At 72.7% G+C, this 15,461-nt stretch carries 15 protein-coding genes, 1 tRNA gene and 1 pseudogene; 7 read left to right on the forward strand and 10 right to left on the reverse strand.

The genetic code is table 11. The features are described from left to right. Positions 1 to 174: 174 nt before the first annotated feature. The 6 genes from ACFP2V_RS22300 to ACFP2V_RS22325 form a co-directional block, all read right to left on the reverse strand. Positions 175 to 1,509: an HD-GYP domain-containing protein gene (locus tag ACFP2V_RS22300; protein ID WP_381215235.1), complete on the reverse strand. Its 1,335-nt coding sequence runs from the start codon at positions 1,507 to 1,509 to the stop codon at positions 175 to 177. After that, positions 1,506 to 2,987: an HD domain-containing phosphohydrolase gene (locus ACFP2V_RS22305; RefSeq protein WP_381215238.1), complete on the reverse strand. Its 1,482-nt coding sequence runs from the start codon at positions 2,985 to 2,987 to the stop codon at positions 1,506 to 1,508. Before ACFP2V_RS22305 ends, ACFP2V_RS22300 begins: the two co-directional genes overlap by 4 nt. Positions 2,988 to 3,179: 192 nt before the next feature. Continuing rightward, complete coding sequence (gene rsrA, locus ACFP2V_RS22310) at positions 3,180 to 3,515, reverse strand: mycothiol system anti-sigma-R factor (protein WP_381215241.1); 336 nt, start codon at positions 3,513 to 3,515, stop codon at positions 3,180 to 3,182. Beyond that, positions 3,512 to 4,198, reverse strand: a complete 687-nt coding sequence (locus ACFP2V_RS22315; RefSeq protein ID WP_381215537.1) for a sigma-70 family RNA polymerase sigma factor — start codon at positions 4,196 to 4,198, stop codon at positions 3,512 to 3,514. The genes rsrA and ACFP2V_RS22315 overlap by 4 nt, the downstream gene beginning before the upstream one ends. Before the next feature lie 307 nt (positions 4,199 to 4,505). Beyond that, a complete protein-coding gene (locus tag ACFP2V_RS22320; RefSeq protein ID WP_381215540.1) occupies positions 4,506 to 5,270 on the reverse strand; it encodes an alpha/beta hydrolase family protein in 765 nt (254 codons plus the stop codon). Positions 5,271 to 5,280: 10 nt separating this feature from the next. After that, positions 5,281 to 6,135, reverse strand: a complete 855-nt coding sequence (locus ACFP2V_RS22325) for an SOS response-associated peptidase (RefSeq protein WP_381215244.1) — start codon at positions 6,133 to 6,135, stop codon at positions 5,281 to 5,283. A gap of 103 nt (positions 6,136 to 6,238) precedes the next feature. Between ACFP2V_RS22325 and ACFP2V_RS22330 the strand changes: the two genes are divergently transcribed. From ACFP2V_RS22330 to ACFP2V_RS22345, 4 genes are all read left to right on the forward strand, one after another. Continuing rightward, entirely contained in the window at positions 6,239 to 6,961 is a 723-nt protein-coding gene (locus ACFP2V_RS22330; protein WP_381215247.1) for a M50 family metallopeptidase, read from the forward strand. 191 nt (positions 6,962 to 7,152) lie between these two features. Next, on the forward strand, positions 7,153 to 8,469 hold the full coding sequence (gene aroA, locus ACFP2V_RS22335; protein WP_381215250.1) for a 3-phosphoshikimate 1-carboxyvinyltransferase: 1,317 nt from the start codon (positions 7,153 to 7,155) through the stop codon (positions 8,467 to 8,469). Positions 8,470 to 8,479: 10 nt separating this feature from the next. Continuing rightward, positions 8,480 to 9,490 carry a ribosome small subunit-dependent GTPase A gene (rsgA, locus tag ACFP2V_RS22340; protein WP_381215253.1) on the forward strand — a complete coding sequence of 337 codons (1,011 nt, stop codon included), beginning with the start codon at positions 8,480 to 8,482 and terminating at the stop codon, positions 9,488 to 9,490. A gap of 192 nt (positions 9,491 to 9,682) precedes the next feature. After that, positions 9,683 to 10,006: a DMT family transporter gene (locus ACFP2V_RS22345; RefSeq protein WP_381215256.1), complete on the forward strand. Its 324-nt coding sequence runs from the start codon at positions 9,683 to 9,685 to the stop codon at positions 10,004 to 10,006. A 40-nt stretch (positions 10,007 to 10,046) separates the two neighbouring features. On the opposite strand, the gene ACFP2V_RS22350 is transcribed toward ACFP2V_RS22345, so the two are convergent. Next, positions 10,047 to 10,661: a TetR/AcrR family transcriptional regulator gene (locus ACFP2V_RS22350; protein ID WP_381215258.1), complete on the reverse strand. Its 615-nt coding sequence runs from the start codon at positions 10,659 to 10,661 to the stop codon at positions 10,047 to 10,049. 181 nt (positions 10,662 to 10,842) lie between these two features. Here ACFP2V_RS22350 and hisN point away from each other — a divergent pair, with 181 nt between their 5' ends. Both hisN and ACFP2V_RS22360 read left to right on the forward strand, forming a co-directional pair. Next, positions 10,843 to 11,643, forward strand: coding sequence for a histidinol-phosphatase (gene hisN / locus ACFP2V_RS22355; protein ID WP_381215261.1), 801 nt, complete (start codon positions 10,843 to 10,845; stop codon positions 11,641 to 11,643). 272 nt (positions 11,644 to 11,915) lie between these two features. Then, positions 11,916 to 12,320 carry a CBS domain-containing protein gene (locus ACFP2V_RS22360; protein ID WP_381215264.1) on the forward strand — a complete coding sequence of 135 codons (405 nt, stop codon included), beginning with the start codon at positions 11,916 to 11,918 and terminating at the stop codon, positions 12,318 to 12,320. A 20-nt stretch (positions 12,321 to 12,340) separates the two neighbouring features. On the opposite strand, the pseudogene ACFP2V_RS22365 reads toward ACFP2V_RS22360, so the two are convergent. Next, positions 12,341 to 12,589: pseudogene (locus ACFP2V_RS22365) on the reverse strand (catalase); the annotation flags it as partial. Positions 12,590 to 12,706: 117 nt separating this feature from the next. Between ACFP2V_RS22365 and ACFP2V_RS22370 the strand changes: the two are divergent. After that, complete coding sequence (locus ACFP2V_RS22370) at positions 12,707 to 13,123, forward strand: Fur family transcriptional regulator (protein ID WP_381215267.1); 417 nt, start codon at positions 12,707 to 12,709, stop codon at positions 13,121 to 13,123. A gap of 165 nt (positions 13,124 to 13,288) precedes the next feature. Here ACFP2V_RS22370 and ACFP2V_RS22375 read toward each other — a convergent pair. Continuing rightward, positions 13,289 to 13,362 (reverse strand) — tRNA-Met (locus tag ACFP2V_RS22375). A gap of 114 nt (positions 13,363 to 13,476) precedes the next feature. Continuing rightward, the gene (locus ACFP2V_RS22380) at positions 13,477 to 15,294 is read right to left on the reverse strand and encodes a tetratricopeptide repeat protein (RefSeq protein ID WP_381215270.1); all 1,818 of its coding nucleotides are present in this window, start codon (positions 15,292 to 15,294) and stop codon (positions 13,477 to 13,479) included. Positions 15,295 to 15,461 lie beyond the last annotated feature (167 nt).

Here is a 15,461-nt window from a genome sequence, read left to right on the forward strand (position 1 = left end):
GCCCGGGTCAGACCGTCCCGTTCCCGGCTCCCGCCGCGGCCGGGCGCTGTCCTCACGCCGGCTCTCGCGCCCCTTCTCCCGGCGCTCCCCCAAGTCCTCCTCATCCCCCTGCTCCCCACGTCGTCCTCATCCTCACACCCCGGCCCCCGTGATGCCCGGCGACCTCCCACTGCCTCACGACCGGCCGTCTCCGTCGTCGTACCCGTCTCCGTGCTCCCTTGCCCCGGCTGCTCTGGACAGCACCCGGGCCAGGGATTCGACGACCTGGGGCGCGTACTCGCCGGCGGTGCCGAGACGCAGTTCCTCCAGTGCCGTCAGGGGCCCGCCGGGGCCTCCTGCCCGGGACTTCTCGTCGTACGCGTTCACCACCCGGACGATCCGCGCGGCCAGCGGCTGCTCCCGGTGGGGTTCGGCCTGCCGCTCCACGATCCCGGCCACCTTCGGGTCCACCCCGGTCTGGCGGACCACGGCGCCGCCGAGCAGGGCGATCCGACGCTGTTCCGGGGCCGGCAGGGCGGCGGTGGCGCCCGCCGGCACCGGGTCGACAAGGCTGAGCTGGCCGATGTCGTGCATCAGGGCCGCGTACTCCAGCACCGTCAGGTCCGGCTCGGTCAGCCCAAGGTCCCGGCCCACCGACTGGCTGAGGTCGGCGACCCTGCGGGCGTGCCCGGCCGGGGTGCAGCCGGCGATCTCGGTGGCCCGCGCGAGGGAGGCGATGGTCTGCCGGTAGGTGGCCCGGACGGCCGCATACCGCCGGTAGGACAGCTGCGCGAGCAGCAGGGGCACGGAGAGCAGGGGCAGCGCCCACAGCCCCACGACCGCGACGCCGAGCGCCATCACCGCGCCCGTCGCGACGACGGCGGCCCCGATGCCGGGCAGCGCCCGCAGTTCGTCGCGCAGCACCGGTGGGAAGGGCCAGCCGGTGCGGGAGTGGGCCAGCGCGGCGGCGAGCACGGCGTCGCACAGCGCGGACAGCGACAGCAGGGCGAGCAGCAGCAGCGCGTGGGCGGGCCCGCCCCAGTCGTCGAACGTCCCCCGGCCGTACAGCGGCTGGAAGCACACGGCGACGAACCCGACGGTGAGGGTCCGGCGGGCCAGCCGGTCGCGGGTGGGCCCGCGCCCGCGCCCGATGTGCGGCACGCTGCCGAGCAGCGAGGCGGCGAGGACCACGGCGACGACCTGGGCCGCGCCGTGGTGGCTGGGCCGCCCGCCGGTCTCGCCGAGCAGCGCGTACGCCAGTGCCCCGGCGGCGGCGAGCGGCGCGGCCTGTCGGATCCGCGTTCCGTCGCGGGGCTGCGTTCCGGCGCCCGGCGGCGCTCCGTCGCCGGGCTGCCGTCCGTCGCGGGGCCGCGGTCCGTGGTGCCGGGTGAGTTCGCCGACGGCGACGAGGACGCCGAAGGCGAGGGCGGCACCGCGTTCCGCGATCCCGTGCCACAGGGTGGCGCCGAGACAGCCGGCGGCGAGCGCGGCGGCGCAGGCGTGCAGGAGGGTGTGCGTCCGGAGGGTCATCGGCGTACCCCGGGCGGATCGGCGACGGGCTCGTCGACCGGATCGGCAGCCGGCTCGTCTACGGGCTCGTCGGCCGGCGGCGCGGTCGGGCCAGGAGGCTGCCGGACGTCCTCGGCCGTCACCGCGGGATGCCAGCCGGTCCGGCCGATCACCCGCACCAGCGCTTCCACCATCCGCGGGTCGAAGTGGTCGCCCGCACACCGCTGGAGCTCCTCCAGCGCCACGGGCACCGGCCGGGCCCTGCTGTAGGACCGGTTGGAGGTCATCGCGTCGAAGGCGTCGGCGACCGCCACCACCCGCGCGGACTCCGGGATCTGACCGCCCGCCAGCCCGTAGGGGTAGCCGCTGCCGTCCAACCGCTCGTGATGGTGCAGCACCGCCGCGCGGGCCTCGCCCAGGAAGGAGATCCCGCGCACCATCTCGTGTCCGTACTCGGGGTGCAGTTCGATCACCCGCCGCTCCTCGGGGGTCAGCGGCCCGTCCTTGGTGAGCAGCCGGGTGGGCACCCCGAGCTTGCCGACGTCGTGCAGGATGCCCGCGAAGCGCAGCACCTCGGTCCGCTCGTCGTCCATGCCCAGCTCACGCGCGATCATCGTGGATGCCTGGCCGACCCGCTCGCTGTGCCCGCGCGTGTACCCGTCCTTGATGTCGACGGCCTGCACAAGCGCGCGGATCGTCGCCTGGTGGGCGGCCCGCTCCCGGTGGTACTGGGCGAACGCCCACCACGAGACGCACATCGGCAGCAGCACGAGGAGCGCGGCCACGGGCCCGTAGGGGCTGCGCCACAGCAGGGCCATCATCAGTCCGGCGAGCCCGTGCACGGTGACCGGTGCGAGCGACCTCAGGAACAGCCGCCACCAGGTCGTGCGCCGGGTGTTCCGCCGGGTCGTCCGCCGGGGCCCCGGACGGGACGTCCGGTTCCCGCGCCGAAACGGCACGCCGCCCGTCAGCTCCAGGATGCCGCGGTCCAGCAGCGTGAGCACCAGGCAGAACACCAGCACCGAGGCGCCGGCTGCGCCCAGCGCCGCTGGAACGTCACCGTCCGCGACCGCTTCCCGGCCGCCGGCCGCAAGGTGCGCCCGGCTCGCGGCCCAGACGACGAGGGTCAACTGTCCGGCCCGCCAGATCCGCCGCGTAAGGAACGGCCGCTGTTCCACGGGGATGAGCAGCGCGCCGGGCAGCGCGACCAGCGCGGCGGCGGACGGCGGTAGCAGAAAGGCCGCGGCGAGCAGTACGGGGTGGAAGGTGCCGCCCGGGTTCGGGGCACCGAGGTGCCGGGACCGGGCCAGGCGTTCGCAGCCGGCGTACAGCACGGCGAGCGATGCGACAGCCCCCCAGGGGGTATCTGGACCGGGTGCGGCCGGTAGTAGCTGTGGCAGCGGCGCCGGCGGCAGGGGCACCGCCGGCAGCAGACAGAGCAGGCCCGCCACGACGACACCGGTCACGTACACGCGGGCCCGTGCCGGTAACGCCTCCATGAGCCCCTCCCCCGACCGTGTCGACCGTGCTCGGCCTGCCGCCTGTCAGGGTCCGGAGCCTAGAGGGACGAACGGGGCCTCCGCGGGCCCATGACCCGCGGATTAGCACGTACGAGTGACGGCGCTCCCCTTTCGAGGGGTGCCTTCCTGGGCAGTTGTTCGCAGAATGTTCGAACAGCTGGGGTCAGAGGCTCAGGACTCCTGCGGCGCCGGAGCGGCCTGGGGCTGTGCGGCCGTCTCGGAGGCAGTGACGTCCTGGTCGGGAACGGCCTGACCCGAGCGGACCACGTCGATCCGGCCCATGACCTTCGCACGCAGGTCACCCGGTACGTCGTCCTGCCCGCAGCACCGCTTGACCAGCTTCTTCACCGCCTGCTCGAGCCCGTACTTCTCGAGGCAGGGTGAGCATTCCTCGAAGTGGTGCTCGAACTTCACGCAGTCGGAATCCGGCATCTCGCGGTCGAGGAACTCGTAGAGATGATCGAGGATCTCGCTGCAATCCGTCTCATGCGGCTCTCCGCAGCTCATGACCTCGAGCCTTTCGCTTCGTTCGACTCTCCGGCGCCCGCCGGAACCAGTCCGCGCTCGCGCGCGTAGTCCTCGAGCATGCCGCGCAGCTGACGACGGCCACGGTGCAGCCGGGACATCACGGTACCGATGGGTGTGCCCATGATGTCGGCGATCTCCTTGTAGGCAAAGCCCTCGACATCCGCGAGATACACGGCGATGCGGAACTCCTCGGGGATCGCCTGGAGCGCTTCCTTGACGTCCGAGTCGGGGAGGTGGTCCAGCGCCTGCGACTCCGCGGAACGCAGACCGGTCGACATGTGCGACGCGGCACGCGCGATCTGCCAGTCCTCGATCTCCTCGGCCCCGCTGCGCTGCGGTTCCCGCTGCTTCTTGCGGTACGAGTTGATGAAGGTGTTGGTGAGGATCCGGTAAAGCCACGCCTTGAGGTTGGTGCCCTCGCGGAACTGGTGGAAGGACGCGTACGCCTTGGCGTACGTCTCCTGGACCAGGTCCTCCGCGTCCGCCGGGTTGCGCGTCATGCGCAGGGCGGCCGAGTACATCTGGTCGAGGAACTCGAGCGCGTCCCGCTCAAAGCGCGCGCTGCGCTCGGCGGCCGATTCCGCCCGCTTGTCGCCCTGGCCCTCGGGCTGCTCCGCCTGGCCGTGATCGGTCCCTGCGCCGGTACCGGGAACCGGACCCACCTCCTCCGTTTTCGCGAGACCGGGAACGGTCTCACTCGAATCGGAGGATAGACGACGATCCGGTCCGTCCGCCGCCCGAAGAGGGACGGCCCTGGCCACCTGCAGCACCGTCCAGTCCAGGTCGGCGCGGCCCTTGCGGCTCGGGCAGAAGGTCGAACCCATGCGGCGGACTTCCTTTCCTACGACTACGACGGCTGTGCCGGAGACCGGCGGACACGTCGGGGTCAACAGCGGGGGGCGTCCGGACATTCCCGAAGCTTTACCCGGGCGGGCCGGGCGGCCGCCGCCAGGGGAGAGAGGCGACCCCCTACGGCATCAGGGAGCCGACCCACCGCACGACAGCGTCCGTGACGACCGTCAGGGCCTCCTCCTGCGTGATGTCCGCCCGCTTGGGAACGGCGAGGCCGTGATCGCCGTGCGCCACCTCCACCAGTTCGTACGCCCACCCGTCTCCCACCACCGCCCTCGCACCGACGCTCCCCCGGAGCTGAACACCTGGGGGGATCCCCATCGCGCGGCCCCTCCTGTACTCGGGGAACTCGCCGGGCCTGCCGAAGGGGTCGTTGCCGCCCTGTACGACGAGGGTGGGCACCCCGGCCCCGAGCAGCTCGTCGGCGCGGGACTTCTCGGGCCTGCCCGGCGGGTGCAGGGGGAAGCCGAGGGCCAGCACGGCATGGGCGCCCAGTTCACCGGCGGTCCGGCAGGCGACACGGGCTCCGGCGCTGCGCCCGCCGGAGATCACCGGAAGGCCCGGCTTCGTCAGCGCGGGCCAGAGGCCGCGCCAGCCGATGTCCAGGGTCTTCGGCGCGGGGGCCACCTTCTTGCCGGCCACCCGCCAGGGTTGCTCCACCAGCGCCACGGTCACGCCGTGCGCGGGCAGCACGGCAGCCAGGGCCTTCAGGTCCCGCGCCTCGATGCCTCCACCGGCGCCGTGACTCAGCGCGAGGACGAGGCGCGCGGGGTGCCGGGCGGGGTGCCAGGTGATGCGGGCGAGGCCGGCGTCCGTCTCCACGGTCTCCACGGTCTCGGCCGACCGTTTTGCCGTGTCGGCGGCAGCGGGAGTGTTCTTCACATGCGTCACGTCAGAAGAGTGTGCTCTCTTCCGGCGCTTCCAGTTCCTTCAGCAGATCCGGGCCGTTGTTGCGGACGTTGCTGACCGCCGTGGAGACCGGGAAGGCACGCATCAGGCCGGGGGGCGGCGGTGCGAGCAGCCCGCGCAGGTCCTCGGTGTCCGTGCGGGCGGGGTCGAGCCAGGCGTCCCAGCGGTCCGGTGTGAGCATCAGCGGCATCCGCGGGTGGATGTCGGCCAGGGCCTTCGGGCCGTCCGCCGGCGCCATCGCGAGCGGTGTGGTCTCCGCCTCGGTGGTGATGACGGAACACGTCACCCACCAGGCGCGCGGATGGTCGTCCGGCAGGGTCCGGTCCCGCCAGAACTCGTAGAGACCCGCCATCGCGAACACCGAGCCGTCGGCCGGTGTCACGAAGTACGGCTGTTTGCGGGGGCGCTTCCGCTTGCCCTCGACCTCCAGGTCCCGCTCCTGCGTGCCGGTGACCCACTCGTAGTAGCCGTCGGCGGGCAGGATGCAGCGCCGGGTGGCGAAGGCGCGACGGTAGGACGGCTTCTCGTGGACGGTCTCCGCGCGGGCGTTGATCATCCGGGCCCCGCCCTCGGGTGTCCTGGCCCAGGACGGCACCAGGCCCCACTTCAGCTTCCGCAGCTGCCGAACCGGCCGCGGGTCGTCCGCGTCCTTCAAGGCACGGTCGAGTACGGCGAAGACCTCTTTGGTGGGCGCCACGTTGTAATCGGGCTCCAGGGCCTCCTCCGGCTCCCTCTCGCAAGCTCTCGACTCCGCTCGAGCAGGGGGGACCCCCCTCTCGATCCCGAAGACCTCTGCGAGATCCTCGGGGCTGCGACTCGCTGCATACCGTCCGCACATACGTGCAACACTGCCAGGCCACCCGTCTCCCGGCCACCGCCCCTTCACCGAGGCGCTTCGCGCCGCCCCCTCGGTTCGCGACCACGAGGAGCCCCCGCCGAACATGGACAGCACCGCATCCGCCTCGCTCGCCTCCCTCTGGGACGAGGTCACGGGCACCCAGCCCGACCCGGACCTGTGGGTGGTGATCGCCACACTGGCCGCCGCGCTCGTCGTCGTCGCGCCGCACGGGCTGTGGAGGCTCTCACGCAACGCCGTCACCATCGCCCACGAGGGCGGCCACGGGCTCGTGGCGCTGCTCACCGGCCGCACCCTCACGGGGATACGCCTCCACTCGGACACCAGTGGCCTGACCGTCAGCCGGGGCAAGCCGACCGGTATCGGCATGATCCTCACCGCCGCGGCCGGCTACACCGCTCCCCCGCTGCTGGGCCTCGGCGGCGCGGCGCTGCTGGGCACCGGGCACATCACGCTGTTGCTGTGGCTGGCCACGGTGCTGCTCGTGACGATGCTGGTGATGATCCGCAACGCGTACGGGGCGCTGACGGTGCTGCTCACCGGCGGCACGTTCGTCCTCGTGTCCTGGCTGGCCGGCCCGCAGGTCCAAGCGGCGTTCGCGTACGCCGTGGTGTGGTTCCTGCTGCTCGGCGGGGTGCGTCCGGCGTTCGAGCTCCAGGCCAAGCGGGCGCGCGGGGGCGCGGGCGACTCGGACGCGGACCAGCTGTCCCGGCTGACGCACGTACCGGCGGGGCTGTGGTTCTTCCTGTTCCACGCGGTGTCGCTGTGCTCGCTGATCGGCGGAGGGAGCTGGCTGCTGGGGCTGTGACGCCGCAGGGGTGACCCGGGGACGGTGGCTGTCGACGTGCCGGCAGGGGCACACACGCGCGGGCCCCCGGCCCGTACTCCGCCGAGGGCACCCGGTGGAGTGGCTCGGCCAGGGGACAACGGCCCGGCGGCCGACCGGTCCGGCGGTCCCTGGCACGCCCGGCGGCCCAGGCCACCACTAAAGTGGTGCGCATGACCGCTGATCCCGCGCACACCGTCCTCTGGCCCGCCCCGCACGCGAGCGGAGCCGTCGACGCGACGGTCCATGTGCCGGGGTCGAAGTCGGTCACCAACCGTGCCCTCGTGCTCGCCGCCCTCGCCTCCGAGCCCGGCTGGCTGCGCCGCCCGCTCCGCTCGCGCGACACGCTGCTGATGGCCGGCGCGCTGCGGGCCATGGGTATCGAGATCGAGGAGGGCGTGGGCCCCGACGGCACCGGTGAGGCCTGGCGGGTGCTGCCCACCGGTCTGCGCGGCCCGGCCACCGTCGATGTCGGAAACGCCGGTACGGTGATGCGGTTCCTTCCCCCGGTCGCCGCCCTGGCCGACGGTCCCGTCCGTTTCGACGGCGACCCGCGGTCGTACGAGCGCCCGCTGAACGGCGTCATCGACGCGCTGCGTCACCTCGGTGCCCGGATCGACGACGACGACCGGGGCGCACTGCCGCTGACCGTGCACGGCGGCGGTGCCCTGGAGGGCGGCACCGTGTCGGTGGACGCGTCCTCGTCGTCGCAGTTCGTCAGCGCGCTGCTGCTGTCCGCGCCGCGTTTCAACCAGGGCGTCGAGGTCCGGCACACCGGCGCGACGCTCCCTTCCCTGCCGCACATCCGGATGACCGTCGACATGCTCCGCGCGGTGGGCGCCCAGGTGGACAGCCCGGAGTCGGGCGGCGAGCCCAACGTCTGGCGGATCACTCCGGGGGCCCTGCTCGGACGGGACCTCACCATCGAGCCGGACCTGTCCAACGCCCAGCCCTTCCTGGCGGCGGCGCTGGTGACCGGCGGCCGGGTCGTCGTCCCGGACTGGCCGGCCCGTACCACCCAGCCCGGCGACCGGCTGCGGGAGATCTTCACCGAGATGGGCGGTTCCTGCGAGCTGACCGAGCAGGGTCTGGTGTTCACCGGCTCCGGATCGGTCCACGGCATCGACGTGGACCTCGGCGAGGTCGGTGAGCTGACGCCGGGCATCGCGGCCGTCGCGGCGCTCGCGGACTCGCCGTCCACGCTGCGCGGTGTGGCTCACCTCCGGCTGCACGAGACGGACCGCCTGGCCGCGCTCACCAAGGAGATCAACGAGCTCGGCGGCGACGTCACCGAGACCGCCGACGGTCTGCACATCCGCCCGCGCCGGCTGCACGGCGGCCTCTTCCACACCTACGAGGACCACCGCATGGCCACCGCGGGCGCGATCATCGGCCTCGGGGTGGAGGGCGTGCGGATCGAGAACGTGGCGACCACGGCGAAGACGCTCCCGGACTTCCCCGAGCTGTGGGCCGGGATGCTCGGGGTCTAGGACCAAGACGATGCGCCGCTACGGCAAGCACACCGACGAGGACGACATCCGCTCCCGCCCGAACCGCAAGGGCAACCGGCCGCGCACCCACATCCGGCCCAAGCACGAGGACGCCGCCGAGGGCATGGTCCTCACCGTCGACCGGGGCAGGCTGACCTGCCTCGTCGAGGACCGGACCGTGCTCGCCATGAAGGCCCGCGAGCTGGGCCGCAAGGCGGCGGTGGTCGGCGACCGGGTCGCGATCGTCGGCGACCTGTCCGGCCAGAAGGACACCCTCGCGCGGATCGTCCGCATCGAGAAGCGGACGTCGGTCCTGCGCCGTACCGCGGACGACGACGACCCCTACGAGCGGGTCGTCGTCGCCAACGCCGACCAGTTGGCCGTCGTCACCGCCCTCGCCGACCCCGAGCCCCGGCCGCGCCTGATCGACCGCTGTCTGGTCGCGGCCTACGACGGCGGGCTGACCCCGCTGCTCGTCCTGACGAAGTCGGACCTCGCGCCGCCCGACAAGCTGCTGGAGTCGTACGGCGACCTGGGCATCCCGTACATCGTCACCAGCTGTGAGGAACTGGAGAACGGCACGGCGGCCGACCGTGTTCGCCAGCAGCTGGCGGGCCGGATCACGGCGTTCGTGGGGCACTCCGGGGTGGGCAAGACGACCCTGGTGAACGCGCTGGTGCCCCAGGGGCGGCGGCGGTCGACCGGGCATGTCAACGCGGTGACGGGGCGGGGGCGTCATACGACGACGTCCGCGCTGGCGCTGCCGCTGTCGGGCGCCGAGGGGTGGGTGGTCGACACCCCCGGAGTGCGGTCGTTCGGCCTCGCCCATGTCGATCCGTCGCGGGTCATCCGTGCCTTCCCCGACCTCGAGCCGGGTACGGAGGGCTGCCCCCGCGCGTGCAGTCACGACGAACCGGACTGCGCGCTGGACGCCTGGGCCGCCGAGGGACACGCGGACCCGGCGCGGCTGTACTCGCTGCGGCGGCTGCTGGCGACCCGGGAGCGCACGGAAGGCGACTGACCCGGAGCAGCCGGGAGCAGCCGGCCCTCCTCGGGCCACGGCGCGGGATCGTCGGCCCTCGCGTGTTTGTCATGGCCCGCGGGCGGCAAGTGCATAATCGCACCGAGCCGGATCCGAAGCCGTCGAACCCGGCGAAGCGGTCGCCGTACGTAAAAGCGGGCACGGTGCGTGGGGACAACGGGAGGACGACACATGGCGTGGCTGCTGGTCGTGGTGGCCGGGTTGCTCGAGACCGGTTTCGCCGTGTGCCTGAAGCTGTCCCACGGCTTCACGCGGCTCTGGCCGACGGTCGCCTTCTGCGTGTTCGCGCTGGGCAGCTTCGGCCTGCTCACTCTGGCCCTGAGGAAGCTGGACGTCGGGCCCGCGTACGCCGTGTGGACGGGGATCGGGGCCGCGGGCACGGCGATCTACGGGATGGTGTTCCTGGGTGACCTGGTGTCGACACTGAAGATCGTGTCGATCACCTTGGTGATCGTCGGTGTGATCGGGCTGCAACTGTCGGGATCGACGCAGTGAGCGCTGCCCGCCGGTGAGCGCGGGGGGGGGCGGGAGAGCGCTACGGCACCGGCTGACGGTGCAGGGCACCGCGGACCAGGTCGGCGACACCGCCCTCGGCCGGCGGCGCGGCGATGCAGGACAGGGCGAGGCGTACCACCAGTTCACAGGCATGGGCCAGCTCCGCGGTGTCGGCCGCCCCGGACACGCTGGGGCCGGTCAGGACGGCCACCGCGCGGTCGCGGACGAGCGCGACGAGGTCACCGGGCGAGGGCAGCGGGCCGTCGGCGCGGCGCTGGGCGGGGACGGCGGAGCCGGACCGGACCGGTGACAGGGCCGGGGAGGGCAGGCGTTCGCTCCAGCAGCCTGTGAGCATGGCCCGGACAAGGGTGTTCTGGCGGGCCGCGGCGGCGGTCCACTCGGCCGCCGCCGTGAGCCGGTCGCGGGGGTCGTTGTGGACCGTGAGGGCGCGGTCGACGCCGGCGAGGTAGTCGTCGGTTTCCCTGCGGATCAGGGCCCTGGCGAGTCCCTCCTTGTTGCCGAACTCGTTGTAGAGCGTCTGCCGGGACACTCCGGCCGCCGCGGCCACGTCCACCATCCGTACCGCGGACCACGGGCGGCGCGCGAGTGCCGTGCAAGCGGCGTCCAGCAGGGATTCCCGCGCTGTAGGCATCATCGCCTCCCTCGGGGCGGGCGAGCGGCTCCGCGCTTCAGATTTGACGCGCCGTCGGGCACTGTCAAGGGTTCGCGTGGGGTGCGGAGTCCCGGTGCCCGCGGGGTGTGCGGGCTTTCAGCCCGCGCGCGGGCCAAAAGCCCCCTGTGGCCCTGGCCCCACCTCGACAGATACGGTTCGTTGCATGCCCGACTACCTTGACGACCTGCGTCTCGCCCACGTCCTCGCGGACGCCGCCGACGCCGCGACGATGGACCGGTTCAAGGCCCTCGACCTCAAGGTGGAGACCAAACCCGACATGACGCCGGTGACCGAGGCGGACAAGGGCGCGGAGGACGTCGTCCGCGGCCACCTCCAGCGCGCCCGCCCGAGGGACGCGGTGCTCGGCGAGGAGTACGGGGTGGCGGGCACGGGGCCGCGGCGCTGGGTGATCGACCCGATCGACGGCACCAAGAACTACGTGCGCGGCGTTCCTGTCTGGGCCACGCTGATCTCCCTGATGGAGGCCGGCGAGGGGGGCTTCCAGCCCGTCGTCGGTCTCGTCTCGGCTCCCGCGCTCGGCCGCCGCTGGTGGGCGGCGAAGGGCCACGGCGCCTACAGCGGCCGCAGCCTGTCCTCGGCCTCCCGGCTCCAGGTCTCCCGGGTCTCCAAGCTCGCCGACGCCTCGTTCGCGTACTCCTCGCTCAGCGGCTGGGAGGAGCAGGGGCGTCTGGACGGCTTCCTGGATCTCACCCGCGAGGTGTGGCGTACGCGCGCGTACGGCGACTTCTGGCCGTACATGATGGTCGCCGAGGGGTCGGTCGACATGTGCGCCGAGCCGGAGCTGTCGCTCTGGGACATGGCCGCCACCGCGATCGTCGTCACCGAGGCCGGCGGCAGTTTCACCGGACTCGACGGCCGCCCCGGACCGCACAGCGGCAACGCGGCCGCCTCGAACGGCCTGCTGCACGACGAACTGCTGGGCTACCTCAACCAGCGTTACTAGCGCGGCCGGCGTTCACGGTGTCACCGGCGTTCACGGCGTCACCGACGACAGCGCTGCCGGCGTCCCGGGGCGTACGGGGTCCGTGCGCCCGGGCGTACGGGGTCCGTGCGCGAGGCTCGCGCGCCCTCGATCCGCCACACGCGCCCTCTTGTTGGCCCGGGCTTTGCCTGCGACTCTGAGAATGAACCCACTTGTGAACTTGTGAAACCGTGAACCAGTGGACCGCTCCGGCATCCGACGGCACGGTTTCCGGTAGGAGGTGGCTCCATCCCATGCTCGTCCGCGACGCCATGACCACGGTGGTCCTCACCATCGGCCCCGCCCACACCCTCCGTCAGGCCGCCGCCCTGATGTCCACCCGCCGCGTCGGAGCGGCCGTGGTCCTCGACCCCGACGGCACCGGCATCGGCATTCTCACCGAGCGGGACGTCCTCAACTCCCTCGGCCTGGGACAGGACCCGGACTCCGAGCACGCCCACGCCCACACCACCACCGACGTCGTCTTCGCCGCCCCGTCCTGGACGCTCGAGGACGCCGCCCACGCCATGACCCACGGCGGCTTCCGCCATCTGATCGTCCTGGAGCGGGGCGAGCCCGTCGGCATCGTCTCGGTGCGTGACATCATCCGCTGCTGGGCTCCCGTACGACGACAGGCCGCCCAGCACACACCAGCGTGACAGCCGCACCAGGGCCTGCTGGTGCACTTCGTCACGTCGGCGGTGACCGTGAAGGTTCCGCAGGCGCCGGCGCCGCGGGCGTACACCACGCGCTCCGGAATGCGCTCACGGCTGAAGTGGGCCGGCTTCTCCAGAAGCAGCTGGTCCTGAACGAGCACCGGGCCGCCGACGCCGGCGCTCTCACTGTCCTGATGGCCGGATACCGGAGCCCCGGCCTCCCTGGTGAGCGGTCCCTGCGCCACGTGCGCCTCCTGCGTCGCTCCACCCAACTGCGCCTCTTGGCTAAAGCCAGCCCCGATCCCATAATGGACAGTGTCTAAGTCAAGCAAGACTCCAAAGTCACACTCATTCAGAACCTGTTCCTCCTAGCTGTTAGGCTGGTGTCCATGAGCGACCTTTTGGAACGACTGCGCGGACGTGGCTGGCGGATGACCGCACAGCGTCGTGTGGTGGCCGAGGTCCTCGACGGCGATCACGTCCATCTGACGGCCGACGAGGTGCATGCCCGAGCCGTCACCAAGCTGCCCGAGATCTCCCGGGCGACCGTCTACAACACGCTGGGCGAGCTGGTCACGATCGGCGAGGTGTTGGAAGTCTCCACGGACAAGCGGGCCAAGCGCTATGACCCGAACGCCCACCGGCCGCATCACCACCTGGTGTGCGGGCAGTGCGGCGCCATCCGTGACGTGCATCCCGTCGGCAACCCGCTGGCCGACCTCCCCGACACGGAGCGCTTCGGCTTCACGGTCTCGGGCGTCGAGATGACGTACCGCGGCGTCTGCCCGAACTGCGCGAAGGCGTAACGACGGCAGATCCGGCGGCATCCGCACCCCTTCGCACGCGCGCGACGAAGCCCCGGCACCATTGGTGCCGGGGCTTCGTCGCGCGCTGTCCGGATGTGTGGACCCGTCGGTACGTGCATGCACCGAGGGCCGGAACCCTTTCGGATTCCGGCCCTCGGTCTTCAGTAGCGGGGACAGGATTTGAACCTGCGACCTCTGGGTTATGAGCCCAGCGAGCTACCGAGCTGCTCCACCCCGCGGCGATGAATGCAACGTTACGTCAAGGATGCGGACGGAAGCAAATCCCTTTCGGAGCGGCCGTACGCCGCGGAGGTGCGGCGTCGCGGCCGCCCCGCGCCCGCGGCCGGGCGCGGTCACGCGGAGAGTTCCTCGCGGAGGGCGTCGCGCAGGCGGATCGCTCGCTCCGTCACCGCCGCCGGGCCCAGGGCGGCCGCGCGGTCGGCCCAGCACTGGCCCTCGGCGAGTTCGCCCCGGCGCGCGTAGACCAGGGCGAGCCGCAGGGCGGCACGCCCGTGCCCGGCGTCGGCCGCGCGGGCCCACCACACAGCCGCCTCGGGCTCACTGCCCTCCCGGGCCAGCAGCAGGCCCAGGTTGAACGCGCCGTTGCGGGAGCCGGCCTCGGCCGCCTCGCGGTACCAGCGGGCCGCCTCGACCACGTCGCCGCGGGCCGCGGCGAGCATGCCGACCCGCACCTGTGCGCGCCGGTGGCCCTGCAGGGCGGCGCGCTCGTACCACTCCTCGCACTCGCTGCGCCGGTTCAACGGCTCGCCCAGCTCGTGCGCCGGCTCCGGCGGGCGACGGGCGTCCAGCACGGCCGCCAGGCGGTAGGCGGCCTCGGCGCTGCCGCCGCCCGCCGCGCACCGCAGGAACCGCTCCGCCTCGCCCCCGTCCCCGTCGCGCAGCCGGGCCATGCCGACCTGGAGCGCGGCCTCCGTGTGCCCGGCGCCCGCCGCCCGCTCGTACCAGCGCAGCGCGGCCGCCTCCTCCTTTCGGCCCGCGTGCAGGATGCCGAGGTTGAAGGCGGCGTCCACGCTGCCCGCCTCCGCGGCCTTGGAGAACCAGGGCTCCGCGCCCTTCTCGTCGCCGGACGTCAACAGCAGGATCGCCAGCGCGTTGGCCGCCTCGCGGTGACCGGCGTAGGCGGCGCGGCGGTACCACTGCTCGGCCGGTACGGTCCGGCCCTGTTCGGCGCAGAGCAGCCCGAGGTTGTACGCACCATTGACGTCGCCCGCGTCCATCGCGGCCCGGTACCAGCGTTCGGCGGTCTGGGTCTCGCCACGCTCGGCGTGCAGGGCGCCCAGCGCGTTGGCGGCGTTGCCGTCGCCGTCCTGGGCGGCGCGCAGCCACCACACGGCGGCGTTCTCGGTGTCGCCGGCGTCGCGCAGCAGGAACCCGAGCGCGCAGGCGGCCCGCGCCTCCCCGTCCTTGGCGGACATCAGGTACCAGCGGCCGGCCTCCTTGAGCTCACCGCGCTTCTCCAGGATCGCGCCGAGGTGCAGCGCGGCCCTGCGGTGCCCCCGCGCGGCGGCCTGCCGGTACCACTGCTCGGCCTCCTCCAGGAACGGGAGGCCGGTGCCGCCGGTCTCCCGTGCGGCCTTCCGGTCCAGCGCCCTCGCCAGCCGGTAGGCCGCTTCCCGGTGCCCCCGTTCGGCGGCCGCCCGCATCCAGCGCTCGGCACCGGCCGCGTCCCCGCGGTGTTCCAGCAGGTCGGCGAGTGCGTAGGCGCCCAGGGCGTGGTCCTGCTCGGCGGACTGGCGCAGCCAGTACTCGGCGGCGGGTTCGTCGCCGCGCTCGCGGTGGTGTCGGCCGAGCGCGTGCGCCGCCGGGGCCGAACCGGCGACAGCGGCGATGCGCCACCATCCCGCGGCCTCCTCCGGGTAGCCGCGCTGGAACAGGAGGACGCCCAGGTTGTTGGCGGCGGCACGGTCGCCCGCGGCGGTGGCGGCACGCAGATGGGGTTCGGCTCCGGCGAGGTCACCACGGCGCAGCAGCATGGCACCGAGGACGCTCATCGCCTCGACGTCGCCGGCCTCGGCAGCGAGCCGCCGGCGCAGCTCCTCGGCCGCCTCGTCGGCGGCTTCCGCGGTCTCGTCGCGAGGTTCCTCCCGAGGGGAGGGCTGCTCAATACGCCCTGTCTCGAACAGAGTTGTCCTGTCCCCCATAACATCCATCGTCGCACCACCTGCAACCTGGGTACACCTGGTATGCCGCAGTCAGTGAGGTCACTTCAGCGTTTTGTCGACATGCCCACAGAGAGACAAGTGAAACACAGATCCGCCAACTCCCGTCGTCGGCGCGGCCGTCGCATGTCCCGGCACATGCGTTCGCACATCACAAA

The sequence above is a fragment of the Streptomyces incanus genome (assembly GCF_042656345.1).
In the GTDB taxonomy this organism is placed as follows: domain Bacteria; phylum Actinomycetota; class Actinomycetes; order Streptomycetales; family Streptomycetaceae; genus Streptomyces; species Streptomyces incanus.